The organism is Gynuella sunshinyii YC6258, assembly GCF_000940805.1.
Classification (GTDB): domain Bacteria; phylum Pseudomonadota; class Gammaproteobacteria; order Pseudomonadales; family Natronospirillaceae; genus Gynuella; species Gynuella sunshinyii.
Genome location: NZ_CP007142.1, coordinates 1,616,726 through 1,642,353, shown reverse-complemented (window position 1 = coordinate 1,642,353; position 25,628 = coordinate 1,616,726). Strand labels below are relative to the sequence as shown.

General features: G+C 49.7%; 23 protein-coding genes. 21 read left to right on the top strand and 2 right to left on the bottom strand.

What is annotated here, in order from left to right; all coding sequences use genetic code 11:
• The 5 genes from YC6258_RS07345 (at position 1) to YC6258_RS07325 (ending at position 5,801) form a co-directional block, all read left to right on the top strand.
• Entirely contained in the window at positions 1-843 is an 843-nt protein-coding gene (locus tag YC6258_RS07345; protein WP_052830132.1) for a shikimate dehydrogenase family protein, read from the top strand.
• Positions 844-868: 25 nt separating this feature from the next.
• Positions 869-1,522, top strand: coding sequence for a GntR family transcriptional regulator (locus YC6258_RS07340; protein WP_052830635.1), 654 nt, complete (start codon positions 869-871; stop codon positions 1,520-1,522).
• Between the two features lie 25 nt (positions 1,523-1,547).
• Positions 1,548-3,386 (top strand): bifunctional sugar phosphate isomerase/epimerase/4-hydroxyphenylpyruvate dioxygenase family protein, encoded by a 1,839-nt coding sequence (locus YC6258_RS07335; protein ID WP_044616439.1) that lies wholly within the window; start codon positions 1,548-1,550, stop codon positions 3,384-3,386.
• A 723-nt stretch (positions 3,387-4,109) separates the two neighbouring features.
• Positions 4,110-5,204 (top strand): HAMP domain-containing protein, encoded by a 1,095-nt coding sequence (locus tag YC6258_RS07330; RefSeq protein ID WP_044616438.1) that lies wholly within the window; start codon positions 4,110-4,112, stop codon positions 5,202-5,204.
• A 15-nt stretch (positions 5,205-5,219) separates the two neighbouring features.
• The gene (locus YC6258_RS07325) at positions 5,220-5,801 is read left to right on the top strand and encodes a hypothetical protein (RefSeq protein WP_044616437.1); all 582 of its coding nucleotides are present in this window, start codon (positions 5,220-5,222) and stop codon (positions 5,799-5,801) included.
• A gap of 131 nt (positions 5,802-5,932) precedes the next feature.
• Here YC6258_RS07325 and YC6258_RS07320 read toward each other — a convergent pair whose 3' ends face one another.
• Positions 5,933-6,928: an LLM class flavin-dependent oxidoreductase gene (locus tag YC6258_RS07320; RefSeq protein WP_044616436.1), complete on the bottom strand. Its 996-nt coding sequence runs from the start codon at positions 6,926-6,928 to the stop codon at positions 5,933-5,935.
• Between the two features lie 276 nt (positions 6,929-7,204).
• Here YC6258_RS07320 and betI point away from each other — a divergent pair, with 276 nt between their 5' ends.
• The 11 genes from betI to YC6258_RS07260 all read left to right on the top strand — a co-directional run bounded on the left by betI (position 7,205) and on the right by YC6258_RS07260 (position 18,151).
• On the top strand, positions 7,205-7,852 hold the full coding sequence (gene betI, locus YC6258_RS07310) for a transcriptional regulator BetI (protein WP_044616434.1): 648 nt from the start codon (positions 7,205-7,207) through the stop codon (positions 7,850-7,852).
• Positions 7,849-9,309 (top strand): betaine-aldehyde dehydrogenase, encoded by a 1,461-nt coding sequence (betB, locus tag YC6258_RS07305; RefSeq protein ID WP_044616433.1) that lies wholly within the window; start codon positions 7,849-7,851, stop codon positions 9,307-9,309. The genes betI and betB overlap by 4 nt, the downstream gene beginning before the upstream one ends.
• A 38-nt stretch (positions 9,310-9,347) precedes the next feature.
• The gene (betA, locus tag YC6258_RS07300) at positions 9,348-11,027 is read left to right on the top strand and encodes a choline dehydrogenase (RefSeq protein ID WP_044616432.1); all 1,680 of its coding nucleotides are present in this window, start codon (positions 9,348-9,350) and stop codon (positions 11,025-11,027) included.
• A gap of 97 nt (positions 11,028-11,124) precedes the next feature.
• Positions 11,125-12,042: a choline ABC transporter substrate-binding protein gene (locus YC6258_RS07295; protein WP_425402638.1), complete on the top strand. Its 918-nt coding sequence runs from the start codon at positions 11,125-11,127 to the stop codon at positions 12,040-12,042.
• 157 nt (positions 12,043-12,199) lie between these two features.
• Positions 12,200-13,045, top strand: coding sequence for a choline ABC transporter permease subunit (gene choW, locus YC6258_RS07290; protein WP_044616430.1), 846 nt, complete (start codon positions 12,200-12,202; stop codon positions 13,043-13,045).
• Positions 13,046-13,047: 2 nt separating this feature from the next.
• Positions 13,048-14,250 carry a choline ABC transporter ATP-binding protein gene (gene choV / locus YC6258_RS07285; protein WP_044616429.1) on the top strand — a complete coding sequence of 401 codons (1,203 nt, stop codon included), beginning with the start codon at positions 13,048-13,050 and terminating at the stop codon, positions 14,248-14,250.
• Positions 14,251-14,364: 114 nt separating this feature from the next.
• Positions 14,365-14,826 (top strand): hypothetical protein, encoded by a 462-nt coding sequence (locus YC6258_RS07280; RefSeq protein ID WP_044616428.1) that lies wholly within the window; start codon positions 14,365-14,367, stop codon positions 14,824-14,826.
• 91 nt (positions 14,827-14,917) lie between these two features.
• Positions 14,918-15,352 (top strand): TlpA disulfide reductase family protein, encoded by a 435-nt coding sequence (locus tag YC6258_RS07275; protein ID WP_044616427.1) that lies wholly within the window; start codon positions 14,918-14,920, stop codon positions 15,350-15,352.
• A 6-nt stretch (positions 15,353-15,358) separates the two neighbouring features.
• The gene (locus YC6258_RS07270; RefSeq protein WP_044616426.1) at positions 15,359-15,574 is read left to right on the top strand and encodes a DUF4266 domain-containing protein; all 216 of its coding nucleotides are present in this window, start codon (positions 15,359-15,361) and stop codon (positions 15,572-15,574) included.
• Positions 15,565-16,977 (top strand): DUF3570 domain-containing protein, encoded by a 1,413-nt coding sequence (locus YC6258_RS07265; protein ID WP_052830131.1) that lies wholly within the window; start codon positions 15,565-15,567, stop codon positions 16,975-16,977. Before YC6258_RS07270 ends, YC6258_RS07265 begins: the two co-directional genes overlap by 10 nt.
• Before the next feature lie 286 nt (positions 16,978-17,263).
• Positions 17,264-18,151 (top strand): FAD:protein FMN transferase, encoded by an 888-nt coding sequence (locus tag YC6258_RS07260; protein ID WP_044616425.1) that lies wholly within the window; start codon positions 17,264-17,266, stop codon positions 18,149-18,151.
• Between the two features lie 226 nt (positions 18,152-18,377).
• Here YC6258_RS07260 and YC6258_RS07255 read toward each other — a convergent pair whose 3' ends face one another.
• A complete protein-coding gene (locus YC6258_RS07255; protein WP_044616424.1) occupies positions 18,378-19,907 on the bottom strand; it encodes a methyl-accepting chemotaxis protein in 1,530 nt (509 codons plus the stop codon).
• A gap of 1,151 nt (positions 19,908-21,058) precedes the next feature.
• Between YC6258_RS07255 and YC6258_RS07250 the strand changes: the two genes are divergently transcribed.
• From YC6258_RS07250 to YC6258_RS07220, 5 genes are all read left to right on the top strand, one after another.
• The gene (locus YC6258_RS07250) at positions 21,059-21,787 is read left to right on the top strand and encodes a substrate-binding periplasmic protein (RefSeq protein ID WP_044616423.1); all 729 of its coding nucleotides are present in this window, start codon (positions 21,059-21,061) and stop codon (positions 21,785-21,787) included.
• A 506-nt stretch (positions 21,788-22,293) separates the two neighbouring features.
• On the top strand, positions 22,294-22,719 hold the full coding sequence (locus YC6258_RS07245; RefSeq protein WP_044616422.1) for a GNAT family N-acetyltransferase: 426 nt from the start codon (positions 22,294-22,296) through the stop codon (positions 22,717-22,719).
• A 415-nt stretch (positions 22,720-23,134) separates the two neighbouring features.
• Complete coding sequence (locus YC6258_RS07235) at positions 23,135-23,533, top strand: VOC family protein (RefSeq protein ID WP_044616420.1); 399 nt, start codon at positions 23,135-23,137, stop codon at positions 23,531-23,533.
• A complete protein-coding gene (locus tag YC6258_RS07230; RefSeq protein WP_044616419.1) occupies positions 23,530-23,964 on the top strand; it encodes a GNAT family N-acetyltransferase in 435 nt (144 codons plus the stop codon). Before YC6258_RS07235 ends, YC6258_RS07230 begins: the two co-directional genes overlap by 4 nt.
• A gap of 395 nt (positions 23,965-24,359) precedes the next feature.
• Entirely contained in the window at positions 24,360-25,577 is a 1,218-nt protein-coding gene (locus YC6258_RS07220) for an NPP1 family protein (RefSeq protein ID WP_082070595.1), read from the top strand.
• The last annotated feature ends 51 nt before the right edge of the window (positions 25,578-25,628 follow it).

Sequence of the window (25,628 nt, the reverse complement as noted above, 5' to 3'; positions counted from 1 at the left end):
ATGATTCAATTAGGACTCATTGGTAAAGGCATTCAACGCACACAAGTACATCAGCTGCATCAGGCGCTTGGCGAGCTGTGTGGTATTACCGTGAATTACCAACTGCTGGATGCTGACCAGGAACCACAACTGAGCCTGGAGCAACGGGTACAGCGGGCGATTGCAGAGGGCTATCGTGGAGTCAACGTCACTCATCCGTTCAAAGCCGAAGTCAGTGCCATGGTCAAACAGCGGGGTGCTGTGCCTGAAACCCTCGGCTCCTATAACACCTTGATTTTCACTGACGGCAACATTCGTGGCGAAAACACCGATTACAGCGGTTTCAAGGCCGGCTTCCAGAGAACATTCGGCCCCCTGGAACCGGGTAGAGTACTCTTGCTGGGCAGTGGCGGTGTCGGCCGTTCCATCGCCTTTGCGCTGGGCGAATTGTCGGCCCGGGAAATTTTTCTCTACGACACCCGTCCGGAAACGGCACTCGCTTTGGCCGGGGTTCTGCAGGCGGCCGGTTATCCATGTGCTACGGTGACCGGGGATAACCTGACTGAAGTGGCCACTCAGGCTGATGGTATCGTCAATGCGACTCCTATTGGCATGTATCAGTACCCTGGCATCCCCCTGGCCAAAACCGCCATACAAGCACCGAGCTGGGGGTTTGACGCCATTTACACCCCGATGAACACCGAGTTCATGATCGCCATGGATGCATCCGGCGCACAGACCATGAGCGGCTATGAGTTGTTTCTGAACCAGGGGGTCAATGCCTTTGAACACTTTACCGGTATCTCCCTGGATCGCGATGCAGCAATTCAGTTCTACCTGCAAAAGCGATCCCAGTCATGCTGACAGACCATCACAAAAGGTGAAAACCATGTTAACCGACATCCAAAGCCAAGATTTGAGTTTGTATGAGCAACTCAAAAATGAGGTGCTGTTCGGTACCTATGAACCGGGCCAGAAGCTCAAGGTCGAAGAGCTGAAAAAGCAGTTTGGCGTCGGCCCCAACGCGGTGCGTGAAGCGCTGGTCAAACTGGCGGCGCAGGGGTTGATTGTCGCTGAGGATCAGAAGGGCTTCAGAATTCCTCCCGGCGGAATGGACGAGCTTCAGGACCTCAGCCGCATGCGCACACTGCTGGAAAATGAAGGGGTTGGCCATTCTATCGACCATGGCGACCTGGAATGGGAAGGCAAGGTCGCCGCCGCGACTCACAAACTTAATCAGGTCGAGCAGCAGATGCTCAATGATCAGATCATGGTCGAACAGTGGACCCGCTATGACCAGGAGTTCCACCTGGCGCTCATGAGCGCCTGTGGTTCCCAATTGTTGCTGAAAATGTATGCCGACCTGTTTACCCAGTATCGCCAGTATGTCGTCAGAGAGCTGAAAACCCATGGCTTTCGTGGCCAACAGATCATTGACGAACATACCGCGATCAGCGAGGCGGCTCTGGCCAGGGACAAATCCCGCTGCCTGAGCCTGCTGCTGCAACACAGCCACGCTTATCTGAGCCGGTCTCTGACCTGATCATCACCACACGAGGTTTCAGACAATGTATTCTTCTATTGCCACAGTCTGCCTGAGCGGACAACTGCCGGAAAAACTTCAGGCCATCGCCGACGCCGGTTTCACCGGTGTTGAAATATTTGAAAACGATCTGACCGCCTTTAATGGCTCCGCCCGGGAGGCCGGTCAGATGATCAGGGATCTGGGGTTAAAACTGGTCACTCTGCAGCCGTTTCGGGATTTTGAGGGGCTGGAGGGCACACTCCGACAAAAGGCTTTTGATCGGGCAGAAAAGAAATTTGATCTGATGGCGGAGCTGGGTACTGACCTGTTGATGGTTTGCAGCTCCATTCATCCGGCCGCCCAGCCAGGCTTAAGCCGTATCTGTGATGATTTCGCCGAACTGGGTGAACGAGCGGCGGCCCGTAACATGCGGGTGGCATTTGAGGCACTGGCCTGGGGCAGACACATTCATGACTATCGCGATACCTGGGAGGTTGTGCGCCGGGTCAATCAGGATTCTGTCGGACTGGTACTGGATACTTTTCATATTTTCTCGCGCCAGAGTGATCTCGGTATGATTCCTTCTATACCGGGCGACCGGATTTTTCTGGTACAGACGGCTGATGCCCCCAAACTGTCGATGGATCAGCTGTCCTGGAGCCGGCACTATCGCTGCTTCCCCGGTCAGGGCGAGTTGCAGATTCAAACATTCATGCAGGCGCTTAAGACCACACGATACGATGGCCCGCTATCCCACGAGATTTTCAACGATGTCTTCCGCATGGGCGACGCCCGTCAGACAGCACTGGACGGCATGCGCTCATATAACCTGCTGCAAGCCATGGTATGTGATGAAAAGACCCTGCCGGGACGCTCGGAAGTGGAGCAGATCGAATTTATCGAATGCGCCACCAATGAACAGCACATCGAGGAACTCAGAAACATCATGCGGGCTCTGGGCCTGAAAAAAGCCGGTCATCATCAACAGAAAAAAGTCGAGCGCTGGGCGGTGAACGGGGTCAATTTCCTGCTGAACTACGATCAACACAATCTGCATGACCGGCTTATTGAAAACACCGGTATTCATATCTGCGCATACGCCATCCGTACCCCCAATGCCTACAACACCCTGAAACGTGCACGCATGCTCGGTTACGAAGTGGTCGCCCCGGACCCGGTTCGCGACAGCCATGGCATGAGCTATATTCGCAGCATTAACGGTGCCCAGCTGTATGTGGTCGATGAAAGCATAGCCAGTTTCATCTGGGATACCGAATTTAATGAGGCTGCCGAACCGCCCACAGCCGGCCCGGTGATCCACGTGGACCACCTGTCAAAATCTTTGTCTTATCAGGATTATCTGACCCTGATGCTGCAATACCGTTCAATCTTCAATTTACAGCCCACTGCCTCATTTGATGTGGCCGATCCGAAAGGTCTGATCCAGAGTCAGGTACTGCACCATGAGGGCGGCGTATTTCGTCTGGCCCTGAACGCCAGTTTTTCACCGGAATCCAGCAGCAATCAGTTTGTCAAAGCCCGCAAGGGAGCCGGTGTGCAACACCTGGCGCTGCAAACCCGGGATATTTTCGCCAGTGCCCGATGCCTGCTGGAACACCAGATGGAATCACTGCCGATTCCGGAAAACTATTATCGTGACCTGGATGCCCGTTTTGATTTGAGCAGCGAACAGCTGGATCTGATGCAGCAGTTCAATGTGCTGTATGACGAGGATGAAAATGGCTGTTTCTGGCATCTTTACACCAAGACCCCAAACAGTAATTTCTTCTTCGAACTGGTACAACGGGATGGCTATCAGGGACTGGGAGCCTCGAATGCATTTATCCGTGTAAGTGCTCAGAGAAATGTTTCAGACCAGTAATACCTCACGGCCCGAATGGATACGGTTACAACGCACTCACAGCCGTTACTTTCGGGCCTCACCCACCAATGAGAACCATTTCACAAAAACACAAACAGGATTATTTTTCATCCTAACCTTCTAACCATATGTAATATGGGTATCTTGAAAACTTTTCTGATATTTCGGTCAATTTTGCAACCATCTGGCAGGACTTTTTTGCTTTCTACCCACGCAGACAAACGATAGAATTTTCGCAGTCAAATGGTCACAATGACCAACTCCGACAAATATGGTCACCTCTCACCTCCGATATTAGAGAATGTCATAACCAAATAGAGCTTGATTATCATTTATGTTTTAAAAATACCTTCAAATAATTATTCTAGCGCTATAGTTAGTGTAGTTATTCGTGTTGTGGGTCACCTGGCCCTCCTGCAGACAGAAAGACAATACGTTGCCAACGCTTAATAATAACCGCAGGAAAACAGTGAGAGCGTAATAACAGGATCAAGAGAAAAGTTTCGCAACAGGGATGAGACAGTTTTTGTGGCTTGGCTTAATGATCAGAGAGTGTCTACAGTTATGACACTCATATGACAGCTCTGATCCGAAACTAAATGCTGTCAGCGGAATATCAGACAGATATTTGTAACATCTGTCCTGGTGACATCATCGTCGCCTGAATAGTGGGAAAATTGAACATTTTCAAAAACGTGGAAACAACAACCGATAGGCATAAATATGCATAAGAAGATATTAATTGCGATGTTAATTGTGGTTGCCTTGCCATTAGTGAGTTTATGGTATACCAACTACTACAGGCTGCAGCAGGAAGTGGAATTTCAGGTAAACAAGGACCTGACTCAGACAGCTGACGTGCTACTGGCCAAAGTAAACGACTGGTACGACATGAACAGCAGGATGCTGAAACAAAACGTCATCTTAAAATCCATCCAGTCCAACGAGGAAGCCCAGCAGGAGCCGGTACTGAAAGCCATCACAAGCACTTATGAGTGGACTTATCTGGCTTACGCAATTGGTCAGGACGGCTACAAAACCGCACGTAGTGACGATGTCGCCATCCTCAATGCAGATGGCACCAAAGCACACTTTCGTGGTGACCGTGTTTATTTCAAGCAAGTCCAGGCCGGTAACAAGATGGGACAACAGGTGTTAATGAGCCGCACCCTCGGACAACCAGCATTTATTCTTTGTGAAGCAATCAAATATCCTCAAATTCCTTCTCCCAAACCCGGCGCACTGTGTATCGGTATGACAGTTACAAAAATGTCAGAAACGATTACCAGAGCCAAGATAGGCAAGACCGGATACGCCATTCTGCTGGACGAGTCCAATAAAGTAATTGCCCGTGGTGGTGCTTCTGGAACCTCGACATCTGGTGAACTTGAAGATATGAGTGATAGTCCCGCTCTTGTTCAGGCCGTCAGCGCCAGAGGCGATAAACCTTACATCTATACCAGTTCCAATTTGGAAAAAATTGCATATTCCGTGACATCCACCAATGGCTGGCGCTTAATCGTTGAACAGGATTACGATGACGCCTTTGCTCCGGTTATCGCAGCAAAACGTAATTCATTGATTCTCCTGACAATTACGATTGTGCTGACACTGATTGTGTCGTTCTTTATGGCTAAACGTCTGGCCAAACCTATACAAAGACTGACCAGCATTGCTGACGATATCAGTCGCGGTACTTTCCATAACAAGATTGATGAATCATCAAGATCTGATGAAATCGGTGAACTTGCCAAAGCGATTGAAAGAATGAGTATCAGCATCTCAATTGCCTTTAGAAAACTGAAAGCCAAAAAATAATCAGGGTTGTACACAATGAGCGACTATAAGTCACTTTCAGAGATTATGGACGAACTGCGCGATCTGGCAGACAAAAAAGCCACCGGCTCTTTGTTTATTGTCAGTGATGAAAAGCACTCCGCCTCTTTCGGTTTGGAAAAAGGCCGTATTGTTGCATTACAGTGCAGAGGACGATTTGGCGCACAGGCCATGGCTCTGGTATCCAGAATCAAACAGGGTACCAGCCGCTTTGAACTGTCTTCCAATTATCTGAGGAAAGTGGATCTGCCCGATAACGAGGAGGTGATCAGGCAGATTCTTGATGCTCAGTCATCTGCTCCTGCGGCAACTCCAGGCACGGCCAGGACCAGTGCTCCGGTCCCTCCTCCGATGCCAGCATCCGCGCCCAGAACACTGAGTCTCAGTGCCAGTCAGAAAGCTGCTATCGAAGACGTACTGGTGGATACTCTTGGGCCTATGGGCAGCATTGTGATGGATTCGATTGAGGACTGCAAAGACATGAGTTCGATTGTCGTGGCCGTCAAGGAAGTCGTGGAGACGCCCGAAATCGTGCAGAGCCTGGTCGGTAAGATCAAAGATATCCTGACGGCAAAATAATTTTCGAACCGTCAACAACCTTTGCTAACCGGCCGATGACCTAAAGACATTGGCCGGTACTCTGCTATGGATGAGCCATCTCCGTTCACACGGGAGAACATCTCCAGCCAGCTCACACACGCACAAACGGCTTACATAACGTTCATCATTCCTGTTTTCGTCAACAATTCCAGCGCTTTGAGGCGAGCATCGAGCCGGTGAACAGGGATGGAAACGATCAGCTCATCTGCCTGAGTCGTATTGATAAAACTCTGCAACTTCATCCGTACAGTATCCACAGATCCCACCAGCGCGTATGCCAGCGTATGTTCAACTGACGCTTTCTCCATAGGCGACCAGATGTGCTGCATATCATCAACCGGTCTCGGAAACGGTTTATTCGCGCCGCGCCGGAGATTCACAAACTGCTGCTGAACAGATGTCAGAAGATAACGGGCTTCTTCGTCAGTTTCCGCCACCACCGCCATGACACCGGCCATGACATAAGGTTTTTCCAGATGTTCTGAGGGTTGAAAATAGTGCCGGTACAACTGTATCGCTTCAAGCAAATGATCCGGCGCAAAATGCGAGGCAAACGAATAAGGCAAGCCCATTTGCGCAGCCAACCGGGCACTGTAAAGACTGGAGCCCAATAACCAGAGCGGTACTTTGCTGCCAACGCCCGGCACTGCCACAATCTGTTGGTCCGCCTGACGGTCACCCAAATAACGCTGTAATTCACGAATATCTTCAGGGTATTGGTCGACATTGGCGTTCAGGTTTCGTTTTAATGCTCTGGCTGTGGCCATATCCGTTCCTGGTGCTCGCCCTAACCCCAGATCCACTCGATCGGGAAACAGTGCCGCCAACGTGCCAAACTGCTCGGCAATCACCAATGGCGAATGATTGGGTAGCATGATGCCGCCCGCGCCTATCCGTATTTTTTGAGTACAGGCGCCAATATGTCCGATCACTACTGAAGTAGCCGCACTCGCAACGGCGGACATGCCATGATGTTCAGCCAGCCAAATACGATGATAACCATTATTTTCCGCATTGATCGCCAATTGCCGGCTGTTTTCAAACGACTGTGTAACACTCTCACCATCGTTTACTGGCGCCAGATCCAGCACTGAAAAGGGAATCATTATGTTCACCTGAAAAACAGAATCGGTCTCTACATGGAGTCAATAACAAATAATTGCAAGATAATTTTTTCCGGCGTTTTTTTGTACCCACCACAAATTTGCAAAAAAGCCTATAAATATAGATTCAAACGGCAATGAACCAATAGCGACCATGCGCATGTCTGGCAACGCCAAATGGCGGAAAAACTTATCCAATACCGGCAATCCGGTTTGACAGCCCAAGTGTAACCATGTTTTTTTATTAAATAGGCGTTTAATAAAAACGGGGGTTCGACCATGCCAAAAGTTGGAATGGCAGCGATCAGACGTCCGCAATTGATCGACGCGGCAATGGAGGCAATCAACCAGGTTGGATTGCACAAAGCCAGTGTAGCAATGATCAGTGATCTGGCCGGAATGTCACCGGCCATCATCAATCATCACTTCGGTGGTAAGGATCATTTGCTCGAAGCCACCATGCGATCGGTATTACGAAAACTGTCTGAAAGCGTCATGGCGGAATTGCGCAAAACCCACCCGGATGATGTGGTGGGCCGGATCAAAGCCATCGTCAGAGGCAATTTTGATCCCCATCAGACAGATGCAAAAGTGGTCAAGACCTGGCTGGCATTCTGGTCTGAGTCCATGCATCACCCAGCATTGTTCCGTTTACAACGGGTGAATGAGAAACGTTTGTTATCGCACTTAAAGCTGGAGTTAAAAAGGGTTTTACCTGCTCCACAAGCCCACAGGGCGGCCCAGATGCTGGCGGCCCTGATTGATGGTATCTGGCTGCGCGGCGCATTAAGTCAGCGCGGCATCAACAGTGAACAGGCACAGCAACTGATTCACGCATGCCTGGAAAGACAATTACCCGCAGAGGTACTGGTCAATCCGAATCGTTATCGACCGGTATCCCGCACAGAACTTAAGGTTAAGACATGAGTCAGACACAATTGTACATTCACGGTCGTTATCAGCCTGCCAGCTCGGGCGAAACCTTTACAACCCTGAATCCGGCGAATGGCGAACCGCTGGCCGAAGTACAGCAGGCATCTTTGGCCGATGTCGATAAAGCCGTTGAGTCGGCCCTGCAGGGGTTTAAAGTCTGGTCGGCAATGAGTGGCGTCGAACGTGGCCGCATCCTGCTAAAAGCCGTTGCCATTCTACGTGAGCGCAACGATGAGCTGGCACTATTGGAAACCCGTGACACCGGTAAACCGCTGCAGGAGTCTCTGTACGTGGATATCGTTACTGGCGCCGATGTCATCGAATACTATGCCGGTCTGGCGGCCACGATTCACGGCGAACAGCAGAATCTCGGCGCTAATAATTTCTTTTATACCCGACGTGAACCGCTCGGTGTCTGCGCCGGGATCGGTGCCTGGAACTATCCAATCCAGATTGCCATGTGGAAAGCCGGTCCGGCATTGGCTGCTGGCAACGCCATGATTTTCAAACCTTCGGAAGAAACCCCACTGGGGGCATTGAAACTGGCAGAGATCTTTACTGAAGCCGGTTTGCCTGACGGGGTTTTCAACGTGGTTCAGGGCGATTACCGGGTTGGTCAGGCACTGTCGCGTCATCCGCGCATCGCCAAAGTATCGTTCACCGGCGAATGCGGTACCGGCAAAAAAGTCATGGCCGATGCCGCCGGCACGCTGAAGTCTGTGACCATGGAACTGGGCGGCAAATCGCCATTGATCATCTTTGAAGATGCCGATCTTACCAATGCAGTATCTGGTGCCATGCTGGCAAATTTCTACACTCAGGGTGAAGTCTGCACCAACGGCACCCGGGTCTTCGTGCATGACAGCATTTATGACGCCTTCATCGAACAACTACAACAGCGCACCGAAAAAATGGTCCTCGGTGACCCGACTGACATGAACACTCAGGTCGGAGCCCTGATCTCCGCCGGCCATCTGGAAAAAGTCATGGGTTACATCGAAGCCGCCAAAGCCGCTGGTGCCCGACTGGTGTGTGGCGGTGAGCGTGCCACCGAAAACGGTCTCGACCGAGGCTTTTTCGTCAAACCAACTATCTTCGCCGACTGCGACGATGACATGCCGAACGTCCGCGATGAGATCTTTGGCCCGGTCATGTCGGTCCTTCGTTTCAGTGACGAAGACGAAGTCGTCCGCCGCGCCAATGACACCGAATATGGTCTGGCTGCCGGTTTGTTCACCACCAATCTCGCCCGCGCCCACCGTGTCATCGGCCAGTTACAGGCCGGTATCTGCTGGATCAACAACTGGGGGGCATCACCGGCGGAGATGCCTGTTGGCGGTTACAAACAGTCCGGCATCGGCCGGGAGAACGGCCTGGAGACGCTGGCTCACTATACCCAGACTAAAAGCATCTACGTCGAACTGGGAGACGTGGACTGCCCGTACAGCTGAAGCTGATCAATTTCGAATCCAGAACACTGAAGAGAACAATGACTCAAACGACATACGATTACATCATAGTGGGTGCCGGTTCGGCCGGCTGCGTACTGGCAGACCGGCTCAGCGAAAACGGCAACCACAAGGTACTGCTGCTGGAAGCCGGTGGCAGTGATCGCAGCATTTTCATTCAGATGCCGACCGCGTTGTCCTATCCAATGAACACCGCCAAATATGCCTGGCAATTCGAATCCGAAGCAGAAGCCGGTCTCGACGGCCGTAAACTGCACTGCCCACGCGGCCATGTGCTGGGCGGCTCATCATCCATCAATGGCATGGTCTATGTTCGCGGTCATGCCTGTGATTTTGACGAATGGCAGGAACACGGTGCTCAGGGCTGGAGTTATCAGGACTGTCTTCCCTACTTCCGCAAGGCTGAGAGTTGGGCCGGTGGTGCCGACGACTACCGTGGCGGAACCGGGCCACTGGCAACCTGCAATGGCAATGAGATGAAGCTCAACCCGCTGTATCAAACCTTCATCGATGCCGGCGCACAAGCGGGTTATCCGGTCACCAAAGACTACAACGGTTACCAGCAGGAAGGTTTCGGGCCGATGCACATGACCGTAAAAAACGGGGTGCGGGCTTCCACGTCCAATGCCTATCTGCGCCGGGCCATGCAGCGCCCCAATCTGACCGTGGTCACCGGAGTGGTCAGCCGGCGGGTGATTCTGGAAGGCAAGACCGCACGTGGCATCGAATATGAAAAACACGGTCAGATCTCAACGGCCACCGCCAGCCGCGAAGTGATTCTGGCGGCCGGTTCGGTTGGATCTCCACAATTGCTGCAGCTATCCGGTATCGGTCCGGCCCAGGTGCTGCGTGACGCCGGCGTCGACGTGATCCATGACCTGCCCGGGGTAGGGGAAAACCTGCAGGATCACCTGGAGGTTTATTTTCAGTACTACTGCAAACAACCCATCACCCTGAACGGCAAACTCGGGCTGATCAGCAAAGGGCTCATCGGCACCCGCTGGATCCTGTTCAAGGACGGCCTGGGTGCCACCAATCACTTTGAATCCTGTGCGTTTATCCGTTCCCGCGCGGGCCTGAAATGGCCGAATATTCAGTATCACTTCCTGCCGGCTGCCATGCGCTACGACGGCGGCAAGGCCATTGCCGGTCATGGTTTTCAGGTCCATGTTGGCCCGAACAAACCCCAGAGCCGTGGCCGTATCTGGATCAAATCTGCCGATCCCCACGCCAAACCCGGCATCCTGTTCAACTACATCAGCACCGAACAGGACAGACAGGACTGGCGCGACTGCATACGCCTGACCCGTGAAATCATCGCCCAGTCTGCCTTCGACGATTACCGTGGTGACGAAATTCAGCCCGGCAAAGACATCCACACCGATGAACAGATCGATCAATGGGTGAAACAGAACGTGGAAAGCGCCTACCACCCCTCGTGCTCCTGCAAGATGGGCGCCGACGATGATCCGATGGCGGTGCTCGACAGCAACTGCCGGGTACGTGGTATCGAAGGGCTGCGGGTGGTGGATTCATCCATTTTTCCAACCATTACCAACGGTAATCTCAACGCCCCGACCATCATGGTAGCGGAAAAGGCCGCTGACCTGATTCTCGGCAATGATCCACTCCCCCGTGCCGATGTGCCGGTGTGGATCGACCCGGACTGGCAACATCAACAACGTCCGACAAAACAATGAAGCGGCCATGATGGCCAGAGTAAGAAAACAAATATCAGTACTTAGGAGGAACAACATGAAGACCAAAACGACTAAGAGTCATTTGCTTACGAAGGTGATGCGTGGCGCTGTGGCAGTGGCAACATTATCTGTTTCCATGAGCTACGCCGCCTCATGCGATGAAGTACGCTTCTCCGATGTTGGCTGGACGGACATTACTGCAACCACAGCCGCTACCAGTGAAATTCTCACCGGTCTTGGCTACAAAACCAAAACACAGTTATTGTCAGTACCGGTCACGTACAAATCACTGGCCAACAACGACATCGACGTGTTCCTGGGTAACTGGATGCCCACCATGGAGGGGGACATCGCCAAATACCGTGAAGCCGGCACAGTGGAAACCATTGCCATGAACCTGGAAGGGGCAAAATACACATTGGCCGTTCCCAAATATGTATACGACGCCGGGGTCAAGGACTTCGCCGATATCGTCAAATTCAAAGACAAGTTCAAAGACAAGATTTATGGCATTGAACCGGGCAATGACGGCAATCGTCTGATACAGGACATGATTGATACCAATGCTTTCGGCCTGAAGGATTTCGACCTGGTTGAATCCAGTGAAGCCGGGATGTTGTCACAGGTGGCAAGATCGGTAAAACGCAAACAGTGGATCGTATTCCTGGGCTGGGCGCCACACCCGATGAATGCCAACTTCGACATGACTTACCTGAGCGGCGGTGACGACTATTTTGGCCCTGACTTCGGCGGCGCCAACGTCTACACCAACGTGCGGAAAAATTATACCGGTGAATGCAAAAACGTTGGCACACTGCTGACCAACCTGAAGTTCTCGCTGCCGATGGAAAACGAAATCATGGGTGCCATTCTGGATGACGGCAAAGATCCCAAAACTGCTGCCAACAGCTGGCTGAAAGCGCATCCGGAAATGCTGGACGGATGGCTCAAAGGCGTTACCACCGTTGACGGCAAACCCGGTCTGGCGGCAGTCAAAGCATATCTGAATATTTAACTATCAATACCGTTTCGTGCCACCAGGATGGTCTGGCACGAAACAGCGGAGGTTCTGAAGGTACAGGTCTGTCGTCACTCATGGCCTTACCACTCTCACCCAAGAACCTTAGCGCCACCAGCACCGGCCATTGGCCTTATATTCCTGGAGTTTTTTAATGAATTGGTTAATTGAACACAAACTGCCAATAGGCGACTGGATGGAAGTCTTTTTTGACTGGCTGACGCTGCATGCATCCGGTTTTTTTGATCTGATTTCGGTATCTCTTGAGTGGCTGATTTTATCGCTGATTGATCTTTATCTGTGGCTGCCACCATTAGTGATTATCACCCTGACTGCGGCAATGGCATGGTTGTTACACCGCAGTATCGGACTGGTGATTTTTGTCATTCTCGCATTGATGCTGATCCTCAATCTGGGCTATTGGGAAGAAATGATACAAACCTTTGTACTGGTCATTACCGCAACCTTTTTGTCAGTCATCATCGGTATTCCCATCGGTATTCTGGCAGCTCACAACAAATGGTTTTATTCCATACTGCGGCCAGTACTGGATTTAATGCAGACGATTCCAACGTTTGTGTATTTGATCCCAACCCTGGTGCTATTCGGTCTTGGAGTAGTACCAGGATTGATTTCAACCATTATTTTTGCCATTGCCGCGCCTATCCGTCTGACTTATCTCGGTATCAGTCGGGTACCCGAAGAACTTATTGAAGCTGGTCGCGCCTTTGGTTCAACCCCTACACAGCTGTTATTGAAAGTGGAGCTGCCAGCCGCCATGGCCAGCATTATGGCAGGGATCACTCAGTGCATTATGTTATCACTGTCGATGGTCGTCATCGCTGCACTGGTCGGTGCGGATGGCCTTGGCAAACCGGTGGTGCGTGCACTCAATACCGTCAACATTTCCCAGGGCTTTGAAGCAGGTATCGCTATTGTCCTGGTTGCCATCATCCTTGACCGGATATTCAAAACACCCGGCAATACTCAGGAGGTTTAACCATGCCTGCGATCAGCATTCGTAACCTAGATGTGATCTTTGGTCAGCAGATCACCGATAGTCTGAAGTTACTCGACCAGGGAAAAAGCCGTCAGGAGATCATCGATGCCACCGGCGATGTCGTCGGCGTTCAGAATGCCAGCCTGGATATTGAAGAGGGCGAAATCTGTGTCCTTATGGGTTTGTCAGGATCGGGCAAATCAAGCCTGTTAAGAGCAGTCAACGGACTCAATGCCATCAGTCGTGGAGAACTGCTGGTACAAGATGGTGAACGCATGATTGATCTCGCTAACTGTGATGAAAAAACCCTTCGACATCTGCGAGCCAAGCGAATTTCCATGGTGTTTCAGAAATTTGCCTTAATGCCATGGCTGAAAGTCATTGATAATGTTGCCTATGGTTTGGAAGTCATGGGCATGAATAAAAATGACCGCCATAAAAAAGCCATGGAGCAACTCGACATGGTCGGACTGGCGGACTGGAAGGACAAATATCCCCATGAACTGTCAGGCGGCATGCAACAGCGCGTGGGACTGGCCCGTGCATTTGCCATGGACAGCGATATTCTGTTAATGGATGAGCCTTTTTCCGCACTCGACCCATTGATACGTCATCAGTTACAGGAAGAATTGATCACCCTGCAAAAAAGCCTGAACAAAACCATTCTGTTCGTCAGTCACGATCTTGATGAAGCGCTGAAGATCGGTTCCAGAATCGCCATTATGGAATCAGCACGCATTATTCAGTGCGGAGCTCCGGCCGATATTGTGTTGAACCCGGCCACTCCTTACGTGGAAAACTTTGTGGCCCATACCAATCCGCTGAACGTGCTTGAAGGGCACACACTGATGACCGAGGTCGAAGCGCTGGAACAACAGGATGGACGCCTGCTGGCAGATCCCCATCATCAAGTCTGGCTGACGGTAGAGGAAGGCAAAGTGGCAGCAGCGGAAATGAATGGCAGCGGCCCACTCAAACTACAGTACTGCGAAGCCGATCAGGACAATCAGATTCCTGCCTGCGGCACCCTGGCAATGACGTCGCCCAAGGTTTCCATGCGGCGCGCCATAGAACTGTGTTACAGCACTGAACTACCGGTTATTCTGGTGGAAAACGGTAAGCTGGAAGGTGTACTTTGTGACCAGAATTTTTATCACGCACTGCTCGGAAAACATTTTACGACCGGTGACTCTGCCAAAACCTGAGCAAATCGGAGGGATATAAAAGACTTTCATACCCTTCGAAAAGCTGATGGTGTTCGGGCTGATTCTGACTATGCTAAGGCTCCATAATGGAACCTGTTTACATTGGAGGAAAAAATGCCCGGAACCTATAAGGTCACAGATAATGGCAAAACATTATTTGTGAAATGGCAGGGAAGTCTACTGGACTCCCGGCTATTGGATTTGACCACGGAACGGTATCAGGATGCCCGGCTGCGCAACGGTATGACCGAGGTGATCGATACCCGCTCAGCCATGATTGAAAGACCCGCAGACAAACCTGCACTGGTTCGTGCTATCAACCAGATGGCTACGGTTTATCAGGAAATTCGTAAACAAATAAAGATTGCCAGAATGCTGGTCGTGGCACCGGATCAGTTGATGTTTGAACATGTCTCGGAATTCCGGCTGCTGATGGCAAGGCAAAGTGTAGATGTTATTTTATTCAGTTCATCGCAATCACTGAGCTATTTTTTGCCTTACAGTCCAGTGGAACTGGAAGATATTTTTGTCAGCCTTAGCATGGGAAATCTGGCCAATTTCCGTCAGCAGGCATGAAGCATCTTTTCTTCAGTTATCTGTCAATTTAAGTTTCGATTAAGTCTGTCAATTTAACATGACCCCAGCATATTTCTGCTTGAGGTCATGTATGAAACGCATTTTTATTTCCATTGGCATACTGCTGATGTCCCTTTCAGCTCAGGCTGCCCAACTCGACTTAACCTCCTACAAAGGTCAGGTGGTCTATGTCGATTTCTGGGCATCCTGGTGCGGTCCATGTCGGGCATCATTTCCATGGATGCAGTTAATGCATCAAAAATACCAACAGAAAGGTCTCACCATCATTGCCGTCAATGTTGATCAGGAGGCTGATCTGGCCGCTGAATTTCTGTCCAAATATCACCCCGAATTTAACATCGCCTACGACCCTGACGGTCAGCTCGCCCAAGAATATGGTGTCAGTGCGATGCCTACCAGCTTCCTGATAGATCGCAATGGAAATATCAAAGTCACCCACAAAGGTTTTCACAAAAACAAAGTGGACGACTACGAACGTGAAATCCAACAGTTGTTGTCGGAGTGATCAGACATGTTTGGAAAATATCTCATAATCTTGTTGCTGGCCATGCAGCTACCGGCCTGTACTCTGGGGGTAAAACCATGGCAACGGGACCTGCTGGCAAAGCCACAAATGGCACTGGACAGCCAGCCGATACAAAACTCATACAACGAACATATTTATTTCAGTAAAGAAGCCAGTTCCGGTGGCAAAGGTTTTGGCGGTGGAGGTTGCGGATGCAATTGACACAGAATCTGCGCACTCGCCTGACTCTGGCGACAGGCGCCCTGCTTGGTGCAACAGGCAGCGCCCATGCGGCTCAGGATGGAGACTGGCTGGTCGGCTCCGGATTGCTGGTATACAGCGAAGGCAATAACCGGGTGACAGCTATCGAACCGGTTCTTAACCTGAAACGCGAATACGATGACGAAAGCTCACTGAATATCCGGCTGGTGTTCGACACCCTCAGCGGAGCCTCTCCAAACGGTGCCGCCATTGCCAACGTTGATCAGACCTTTACCTCACCGTCCGCCAACCCATCTGCCCGCTCCATCAACCAGACGCAAACACGCGCTTCGGGAAGCGCATCATCCAAAGATGATCACGAGGATGAGGATGATGACGGCGCCAGCAAAGCCTATACAACCCAAGCAGGAGATCTGCCACTGGCACCGCATTTCGAAGACAACCGTTATGTTTTGTCTCTTGGATGGGAAAAGCCACTGGACAGTGATACCAAAATCAATCTGGGTGGAACATATTCCGGAGAAAGCGACTTTCAATCCTTCAGTGGTAACATCGCCATTGCTCAGGATCTGTTTGGTAAAAATACCACCGTGTCCGCAGGGATCAATTATGAATTTGACCTGATCAATCCTAATGGTGGCCTTCCCGATCCACTTAGTGCATATGCCAGCTCGAACAAAGGTAAAGATCTCGATACCAAACAAGTGATTGACGGCATTGTAGGGGTTACCCAGGTCATTAACCGCCGCTGGATTACACAACTGAATTACTCCATCAGTACCAGTTCCGGTTATCAGAACGATCCTTATAAAATTCTGACCGTGGCCGACAACGGTAACCTGATCAGCGATCCGGCCAATACCGACAGTTATTTGTATGTTTATGAAAACCGTCCTTCAGATCGCCTTAAACAAAGCATCTACTGGCAAAACAAATTTGCCTGGTTCAAAGACGACGTACTGGATATCTCGTATCGTTATATGACCGATGACTGGGGTATTCGTTCTCACACTGCGGATGTCAGCTATCACTTCCAGCCTGGTAATCGCTTTTATCTGCAACCGCATTACCGGTATTACCAACAGACAGCAGCCGATTTCTATCAGCCGTTCCTGAATGCCGGAGATGAGGTTGCGGTGGACGCTTCCGGCAGCCATGCACTGGTGGATTACGCGTCTTCCGATCCCCGACTCGGTGCGTTCTCGGCGGATACCTATGGTTTGACCCTGGGCATTCCACTGGCGGGTCCTGATCAGGAGATCGCCATCACCCTTGAGCATTATCAGCAGCACGATCGTAATGACGTAAAAAATGTGGCCAGCGGCAGTAATTTGGATGGCATGAGTCAGTTTGCCGAACTGTCTGCCAACTGGATACAGCTCAGTTATACCTTCCGCTGGTAAGCGCATGGAATCGGCTCCGATCGGTGTAATTCATCGCAGGCCCGACAATATCGAGAAAAATCCAGCAGGTATTGTCAGACCGGCCTCAGGCAATGAACTCCACCAGAGTCTTTGCCTATCAACCCGACAATCAAAGAGATCGTACTGATCTCTTTGATTGTTGCGCCGAGAAAACTATCGTGGAGCTGATATACTGCAGATGTGTCGGTAGCCGTCTCAAGCTGACAGATACCGCATCCCTATTGAATCCGGTTTCAGGACAACAGCACCGTTAACAGGTATCTCTATGAGTTTTCAATTTCAGCTGTCCCAGTTTGATGACTACACCAAAGCGGCGTTTCCGGCCATGGCCAGTCCTTGTGAGATTCTGTTTGACAGTACTGATCTGGAACAGGTGATGGCACTGGGTCTTGAGGCGCGGGCAGAAACCTGGCGCATTGAGCAGAAATTCAGTCGTTACCGACAGGACAACATCATTCATAAAATCAATAACGCCTGCGGTAAAACGATCCACGTAGACGACGAAACCGCTGACCTGCTGGATTTTGCCAATCAGGTATATGAGTTGTCCGAAGCCCGTTTTGATGTAACTTCCGGCATCCTGCGCAAGGTATGGAAATTCGATGGCTCAGACCAACTGGCCGATGACAAAGCCATTGCCGCACTGTTGCCATTGATCGGCTGGCATCAGGTCAACTGGTCCCGCCCCTACCTGACACTTCCGGAAGGCATGGAAATCGACCTGGGAGGCATTGGTAAAGAATACGCCGTCGACAAGGTGTTCTCGCAGCTCACCCAGCATTGCGAAAATGCACTGCTGGTCAATTTTGGCGGAGACCTGCGTGCCAGAGGTCCCCGCAAAGATGGCAGCGCCTGGAAAGTCGGCGTTGAACAAATAGTCCCGGAACAGCAAATACGACACCTTGAAATGACTGCCGGAGCGATGGCCACCAGTGGCGACAGTCGACGCTATTTGCTCAAAGACGGCATTCGTTACAGTCACATCCTCAACCCCAAAACCGGATGGCCCGTGATGAATGCACCACGGTCCATTACCGTAGTGGCCCCCACCTGCGTGGAAGCAGGTATCTACTCCAGCCTGTCACTCATGATGGGAGATGAAGCAGAAAAATTTCTTGAAGAACTGGATATCCGTTACTGGAGCGTTCGGTGATGAATCCACGTCCGTCTAACCTGCGTATGTATATTTGATCAAATTTTTTTTAAGTCTCGTTATTAACCCGGCAAGTATTTATGCCGGGTTAACAGAACACCGTGATGATTAGAGTCGATACATTAATTTTTACATGATAACTAATTTTTCTGTCAGGCTGCATGCTTGTCAGGCATTAAACCGGGCTGAATCAAATGCAAACAGCCCACAACAGATACAACAAAGATCACCATTTAAAACCACCCAGATGCCTGGCCAGCGTTTCCGTTTGCTGCTTAACACCGCGACTATAAGAGGTGGCCTGATCAACCTGTTCATCCACTTTCTGAGACAACACAGACAAGCGTTTGACCGTGTGTTGGAATTCCTGACGGAGTCCTGCCTGTCCGTTCACCGCCGCTGCAATCTGGGTCGACATGACGCTGATTTGAGAAAATGCATCAAAAATTATTTGCAGCGAAGCTTTTGCCTCTTCAATTTTCTGCACACCCTGTTTGCTGGACTCACTACCTTTTCTGAACAGCTCAACACCGTTTTCAGTACTGACTCTCAGACGTTCAATCTTCTGGATAATTTCTCTGGTACTGTCATGCGTCTTGGCAGCCAGCGACCGAACCTCATCGGCCACAACTGCAAACCCCCTGCCGTGCTCTCCCGCCCGGGCGGCTTCAATCGCGGCATTCAGCGCCAGCATATTGGTTTGTTCAGCAATTCCCTGAATAACACCAATAATGTCAGTGATGGAATCAACATCTATTTGCAAACTGGACATGGACGCGCGAGTCTGCTCCAGAATAACATCCAGTTCCTGAATTGCCTGCACCGTCTGCTCCACGGAAAGTTGAGTGACTTCCGCATTTTTATGAGCATCACTGGCAGCGCTGGCAGTCACCCCGGCATGCTCGGCAATACCTTGAGAAGCATCCGCGCCTTTACCCAGAGCGGCAGATATTGCATTGACTTCCTCGTGCTGCCTCATCACCAGTGACCGACTGATATCAAAGGTGTTATCCAGGTTGATGACCGACTGACTGACTTGACCGGAAACCTGACCCAGCGCCGCGGTTGAGTCCTGCAGTTTCTGCATGAACTGGTTAAAATATCCCACCAATGCGCCAATTTCGTTCCGCGAACTGCCGGACAGTCGCCTGGTCAGATCACCCTCACCTTGAGAAATGTTGTACATGGCATCCGTTAACGCCAGAATCGGCTTTCTGACCATCCAGGTCAGCAACATGAACACCAGGCCCGCCAACAATGACAATAGCACCAGGATACCGACTATCGCCATCTGCAACTGTATGTCTAACTGCCGGTTCAGATAAGCCTCATTTAATTGCAGGTAACCGATTGCAATCGGCTCTTCCCCGGCATCAATATATTTAAGTTCTATCAAAACAAGCTCGCTGAGATCCGGCAACTCCTTCATAACCTGGGCATCTTCATTTTCATGCTTACCAAAAGCATGACTGAGTTTTCCATCTTCAACGATATATACTGCGTCGATATTCGGACTATCTACAGTCGCGCGCAGCACGCCCTCCACTGTTTTTAATTCATAATTCCATAATGCAGGCGGAAGCGAAGAAGCAATAAATTGACTGACAGTTCCAATTTGGTCGGCAAGAGCCTTACGCCACTTCTGTACATTCAGATAATAGTCAATCGCCGTACTGACCGATAAAACCACCGTTATAACCAGCACGGCCCAAATGGTAATACGGAGCCTCAACGAACTGGATTTATTAATACTCATTGTCTTCACCACGTATATTCACGAGCCGCGAGACAGTAGCTTGTCTTCTGTTGGCAATGAACAGGTTTTTCACGAATTCTGTTGCTTGCGATCAATCATTTACCAGTCAACAATCTACTTTGTTTAGAATCTTCTGCTTTGAATTCATCATTCCAGGACTGAGGCCGGTTACATATAAATCCGATGGTTTATAAGTGCATCATCACAATATCAACTGCCCAGACAAAACAAGCATGACAATCCCGGAATTTTTTAATGCCAGGAAAAATAATGAACACTGTCCTTGCAAACGCTTTGGCAATAAAACCAGCAAGCTCTAATAAAGTTAGCTGCAGATCCTGTTTTGTCCATAGCTGGAATACACCAGAGCTGCATTTGACCGCCAGTTAACCACACGGTTAACTTTTTAACTCAAACAGGCCCTGCCAAATACAAGCAAATAAACCGGAAAAAACAAAATGGACTAATTTGTATCATTTTGTGACGATGGCCCACAGTCTATGGTGACGGAATGGCACCATTGCGAAACAGTTCCCCCTGAGCACCATCAAAACTACGTCAATTTCTATTAGTCACAACATAAATGGCAATCATTCCAGTCATCATCTGTAAATTATCCAATTGACCAGACACTTTTTCATAATTTGACAATCATCTACCGGTAAACAAGACTTCAAAAAAAGATTGGCAATCAAACCTATTAATCCGCATTGGCTATGGCCAATGGTGATGCTTCCCTGCATCACACTATTAACCCGACATGCATACTTGCCATATTAATAATTTGTCTGAAAAACAGAGAAAAGAACAGGGAGACATCGATAAAATTGAACGCTCAAACTATCAGCTGGAAATTAAAAATCCAATTTATATGAGGCTCAGCAAACGATCTCCATATGGCAATTGATTTCTTGATTTTAATGCCGTCTATCAACAAATTCCTGCTAGCGTCAATATTGAGGCAATCAAACAGAAATACGATTGATCTGATCGGCATTCAATGCAAAGGTTTCAAGCTGTAGATCTTGAAATATAACGAGTGAATGATTTTCCTAATAACAATATAAAACTACTGTATGAGGAATCGATATCCGTAACATGCCCGGCGAAAAATATACGTTAAAACTGAATCTTGAAAAAATGGAGTCTTTATGAACATTGTCAATCTAATGAAAGTAATGTTAATCGCAGTGCTTGCTCAACATGCTTTAGCAGAGGTTAAGGTTAGCGTAGATCATGCCAATCCACCATTCATGTATATTAACAATGGCAAAGCAGCTGGAATTTACCCTGCGCTGATCGCCGCCGCATTCGAAAAAATGAAAGAACCGGTAGAAATTAATGCACTTCCATGGTCCAGAGCAATCGAAGATATTGAGAATGCAAATGCCGGCGTTGGTGGTATTTATAAAAATTCAGAGCGGCTCAAGAAATATGACTACAGCGATCAAATATTTGTTGAAAAGCTGATGGTTTACTATAACAAAGCAAAAACCGTTTCTTTCAAAACCGCCAATGATCTCAAGGGAATGGAAGTTGGTGTCATTCGTGGCTGGAGCTACGGCGATGATTTTGACTCTGCGGTAAAAGCCGGAGAAATCACCGTCAGCGAAGTAACTTCGGATGGACAGAACTTCAGCAAACTGAATTCAGGACGTCTGGACGCTGTTATTGCTATCGAAGCTTCCGGAACCATTTTCATGCAAAAATTTCCGGGCATTGCGGTAGTCGAAGTACCCATCGCGGAAAACCCAACCTACCTGGCCTTCTCAAAAAATGCCAATATGACCGCAGTGCTGGATAAATTTAATAAAGCAATCACCTCACTGCAGGCGTCCGGAGATTTCGACAGAATCGTCCGTGAAGCGCTAACAGAGTAACACGCTCCGGCGTGTGCAGTTTCAGGTATTGGCTCTTTGCACACGATCCATAGAAGGCTCTCTCGGAGCTTCATTTATACTGGCAAGCTCAGGTTTTCCAGGCACCTCTGATTTTGATCTTGTCACATATTTGCCGGGTCCGGAAACACCGGGCCCGGCTTATTGCTCGATCATAAATCAAATATTTAAGGAACCAGCCCACTGTCTTGAAGGTGCAACTGCTGGCTTGCTCACCCCTCCATCCGTCACACATCTATCGGCAATATATCCTGCTCTTTCGCAGAATTAACTTGCATCTTTATCTTTGCCCCGGAATTTAATTTTCCCGCAGACAGGCGGAATATGGCAGACTTGGCAGCACACGCGGGTTATTTATAGATCCTGATAGAAAAATTGTCATGACAAAATAAGCCTCTGTAATCACAATAACAGGTGCAAATGCAGCCGAGTTTATCATTATGAAGAAAACCGATATTCCACATATTCCGTTACCACAGGAGCCCCCCATGATCACCGATTATCAATTCAGTAGCGACCCTAAAGATATGGACGTTAGTGCCATCCATCAGTTTCTGTCCCGGTCTTACTGGTCAGAGGGGTTACCTATGTCGGTGCTACAGAAGGCCATGAAAAATTCAATGTGTTTTGGTATCTTCACCTCTGATCGGCAGCAGGTTGGATTCGCCCGCATGATCACCGACAAAGCGACATTCGCCTATCTGGCGGATGTGTATATTCTGGAGGCACATCGCGGCAAGGGATTATCAAAATGGCTGGTTAAAAACATTCTTGAACATCCTGATTTACAGGGACTCAGACGCATCCTGCTCGCAACCCGCGATGCCCATGAACTGTATGCCCGCTTTGGTTTCGAAGCGGTACAGGACGCCAAACCATTTATGCAGATAAATCATCCCAATATTTACCGGTAACCGTTTTTCAGGATAAAAAATATCATTGACAGGATTTGAAGCATTCTCTATCTTCGTGCTTCAAATCAAACAGCGCTTCTGGACATCGGCCCCCCAGAAGGTTCTCATTATCTCGGCCGGGTTTAATGTTTATATGCAAACACTGTAATACCCAAGTACTTTCCCACTCACCTGCTTATTTTTTAACCCTGAAAACCAGACCTAAAACTTATCCCCGAAGACCCGGTGTCCACATTCGCATTGACGAAAACGGCAAACGCAAACCGGTTGACGATCCGGGTGGCAGCGGCCATGAAATTGTTAAAGAAATTCAGGTATGCAAGCACTGCTTTTCGCACATGACAGCGTAGCCTGCCTTTGATGATCACAGCACCCGTTTATCGGGTGCTTAAGCACTCACTAACGGGAGATCATTATGAGCAATACTCAGGGAATTAACCATCTCGGTCTGGCGGTTAAGGACTTAACCGCCACCCGTGATTTCTTTGTCGAACTGTTGGGCTGGACAGAGTCCGGCTACGACCCGGATTATCCACGGACTGCCGTCAGCGATGGTGTGGTCAGGTTGACGTTGTGGCAGGTTGATGATCGCTACCCCGTTCACGAATTTGACCGACGGCAGAATATTGGTTTACATCATCTGGCATTAACAGTGGAAACTGAAGCGGACCTGGATGAGCTTCATCAGCGTCTGCTGGATAACGACATCACCATCGAGTTTGCACCAGAGCTGTTATCGGATGGCCCCCGAAAACATATGATGTGTTATGAACCCGGTGGCATCAGGATTGAATTTATCTGGGCCGGGTTATGAGTCTTTTGCAAATACAAAAATGTACCGAAGAGGATGCGAACATGCTGGCGGAACTGCGGGCCAGAGCCATGAAAGACAGCCTCGAAGCCATCGGCCGATATGATGAGCAGCGGGTACGCAACCGGTTACTGGAAAATTTTGTTGTCGGGGATACCTATAAAGTGTTGATGGATCAGCAGCTGGCTGGTTTCTATGTTATTCACTTACGAGAAGATCATCTTTATCTTGACCACCTGTATATTGATCCCGCCTTTCAAGGGCATGGGCTGGGACATAAAATACTGACGGATATTCAGCAACAGGCCAGAAGTTTGAATCTGCCGGTGCGCCTCGGCGCACTGCGCGACAGTCGCGCCAATAAATTTTACCGCCGTCATGGATTCATCCAAACCCACGAAGACGCATTCGATATCTTCTATCAATGGCAATAACCCTGATAATTCTGGCGTTATGAAATTCCGATAACGTCATGCGAAGGTATCATTAAAAAAAGAAGACAAATCCGATATTTTGAATCTCCAAAAACAATCACCGTTGATGGACACAATTCTGGCAGTTCACTGAACACGATAACTTTCCGGTTTAACAGCCAATCACCAGACCAGGCTGACTGACTACGTACCTGAATTTGTCTTTTCAGTTAGGATGCTGCCTTAGAATCAACAGACAGGTATTCATGGCCGTTCTGAAATGCGGTGCATTTGTTGTTTTTTCCGGTGGCAGATTCTTAAACATCACCTCACTAAGCTGAAACAAAATCTGCCGCGTCATAAAACTGAAAAAACTGCAGATAACAATATTCCTAAAAACAGCAAAGATGAGAACCATGTCCCTTCCATATCCCCTTAGATCTTTCCAAACAGTTATCCCGGCACTGATTTGCAGTGCTTTTGCGTCATTGTCTTATGGCAGTGATTTTGCGAGCCTGGACCAGGCGCTCCCTGAAAATATTGATGCGGCCACGATTGCGCCCGTGTTCGATTTTGACAGCGATGGTTGTCTGCCGGCCGCCGGTATCAGCCGCAACGGTGATCAGAACGAGGGCCTGAAACCCACCGGCAGTCTCACCGGTGATTGTCGGACCGCGAACTTTCTGGAGTCATCCAATACCGTTCACCGCTATGCCTGTCACGATGATCAGGGCAGCCGGTATTGTGGTCACTTTTACGCCCTGTATTTTGAAAAGGATCAGATTCTGAGTGGCATCGAGAGTGGCCACCGGCACGATTGGGAATACGCGGCAGTCTGGACGATCAACGGGGTCGTGACACACGGCAGTTACAGTGCCCATGGTGACCTGAATACCAAAACGGCATCGGCATTGGAATTCGAACGCGGTCATTTGAAAATCGTCTATCACAAAGATGGTCTGCTGACTCATGCCATGCGTTTTGCCCAGACGGCCGAGGTGGCTGAAAATCCTTACGGTGCATTTGTCACACCTCCCATCATCAGCTGGTATGCGTTCAAAGGGGATGGCTGGAATAATCTGATCATGCGCACGCTGTTGAACCGTTATGATTACCACTCCGCCACCCTGCCAATGGCCGATGGCGGTTTTTTGAATAACCTTAACGAATTTAAACCGGACAACTACCCGACTTTCACCACCGCCGATGTCTCCGCAACCAATCCCGGTCACAACGAACAATGGTCCGAACTGGTCAACAACGCATCCGGTTTATGCCTGGATATCGATCGCGAAACCATGGCCAGCGGCACCAACGTCATGCTCTGGAATTGCAGTGGCGGCAGCTGGCAGCAATGGTATATCGATTCATCCACCGGACTGGTTCACAGCCTGAAAGATCCCCGTTACTGCCTCGACAATGGCGGTGATTTTTCAAACGGTGCCAATATTGTCATTGCCCAATGCCGGGGCGGAGATTCACAGCGATTTGTCGATGCCGGCAATGGTGCCATAGCCATGGCAACGAATCCGCAGCTGGTGCTTGATGCCAACGGCTCAAACCCTGGCGACAATGTCAGTGTCTGGACCGACTGGGGCGGCGACAACCAGCGCTGGAACCGCGTGCAGCCATAATGCACTGACCACCTCTACGGCGGATTGTCCATCACTGCCACCCCGTTTGGC

Bases quoted from the DNA above. Each gene is read 5' to 3' on its own strand.
- YC6258_RS07245 (WP_044616422.1), top strand. From the start codon at position 22,294: ATGATCACCGATTATCAATTCAGTAGCGACCCTAAAGATATGGACGTT.
- YC6258_RS07335 (WP_044616439.1), top strand. From the start codon at position 1,548: ATGTATTCTTCTATTGCCACAGTCTGCCTGAGCGGACAACTGCCGGAA.
- YC6258_RS07230 (WP_044616419.1), top strand. From the start codon at position 23,530: ATGAGTCTTTTGCAAATACAAAAATGTACCGAAGAGGATGCGAACATG.
- YC6258_RS07320 (WP_044616436.1), bottom strand. From the start codon at position 6,928: ATGATTCCCTTTTCAGTGCTGGATCTGGCGCCAGTAAACGATGGTGAG.
- YC6258_RS07345 (WP_052830132.1), top strand. From the start codon at position 1: ATGATTCAATTAGGACTCATTGGTAAAGGCATTCAACGCACACAAGTA.
- YC6258_RS07325 (WP_044616437.1), top strand. From the start codon at position 5,220: ATGAGCGACTATAAGTCACTTTCAGAGATTATGGACGAACTGCGCGAT.
- YC6258_RS07250 (WP_044616423.1), top strand. From the start codon at position 21,059: ATGAACATTGTCAATCTAATGAAAGTAATGTTAATCGCAGTGCTTGCT.
- YC6258_RS07270 (WP_044616426.1), top strand. From the start codon at position 15,359: ATGTTTGGAAAATATCTCATAATCTTGTTGCTGGCCATGCAGCTACCG.
- YC6258_RS07260 (WP_044616425.1), top strand. From the start codon at position 17,264: ATGAGTTTTCAATTTCAGCTGTCCCAGTTTGATGACTACACCAAAGCG.
- betB (WP_044616433.1), top strand. From the start codon at position 7,849: ATGAGTCAGACACAATTGTACATTCACGGTCGTTATCAGCCTGCCAGC.
- YC6258_RS07220 (WP_082070595.1), top strand. From the start codon at position 24,360: ATGTCCCTTCCATATCCCCTTAGATCTTTCCAAACAGTTATCCCGGCA.
- YC6258_RS07340 (WP_052830635.1), top strand. From the start codon at position 869: ATGTTAACCGACATCCAAAGCCAAGATTTGAGTTTGTATGAGCAACTC.
- betI (WP_044616434.1), top strand. From the start codon at position 7,205: ATGCCAAAAGTTGGAATGGCAGCGATCAGACGTCCGCAATTGATCGAC.
- choW (WP_044616430.1), top strand. From the start codon at position 12,200: ATGAATTGGTTAATTGAACACAAACTGCCAATAGGCGACTGGATGGAA.
- YC6258_RS07295 (WP_425402638.1), top strand. From the start codon at position 11,125: ATGCGTGGCGCTGTGGCAGTGGCAACATTATCTGTTTCCATGAGCTAC.
- choV (WP_044616429.1), top strand. From the start codon at position 13,048: ATGCCTGCGATCAGCATTCGTAACCTAGATGTGATCTTTGGTCAGCAG.
- YC6258_RS07265 (WP_052830131.1), top strand. From the start codon at position 15,565: ATGCAATTGACACAGAATCTGCGCACTCGCCTGACTCTGGCGACAGGC.
- YC6258_RS07275 (WP_044616427.1), top strand. From the start codon at position 14,918: ATGAAACGCATTTTTATTTCCATTGGCATACTGCTGATGTCCCTTTCA.
- YC6258_RS07330 (WP_044616438.1), top strand. From the start codon at position 4,110: ATGCATAAGAAGATATTAATTGCGATGTTAATTGTGGTTGCCTTGCCA.
- betA (WP_044616432.1), top strand. From the start codon at position 9,348: ATGACTCAAACGACATACGATTACATCATAGTGGGTGCCGGTTCGGCC.
- YC6258_RS07255 (WP_044616424.1), bottom strand. From the start codon at position 19,907: ATGAGTATTAATAAATCCAGTTCGTTGAGGCTCCGTATTACCATTTGG.
- YC6258_RS07280 (WP_044616428.1), top strand. From the start codon at position 14,365: ATGCCCGGAACCTATAAGGTCACAGATAATGGCAAAACATTATTTGTG.
- YC6258_RS07235 (WP_044616420.1), top strand. From the start codon at position 23,135: ATGAGCAATACTCAGGGAATTAACCATCTCGGTCTGGCGGTTAAGGAC.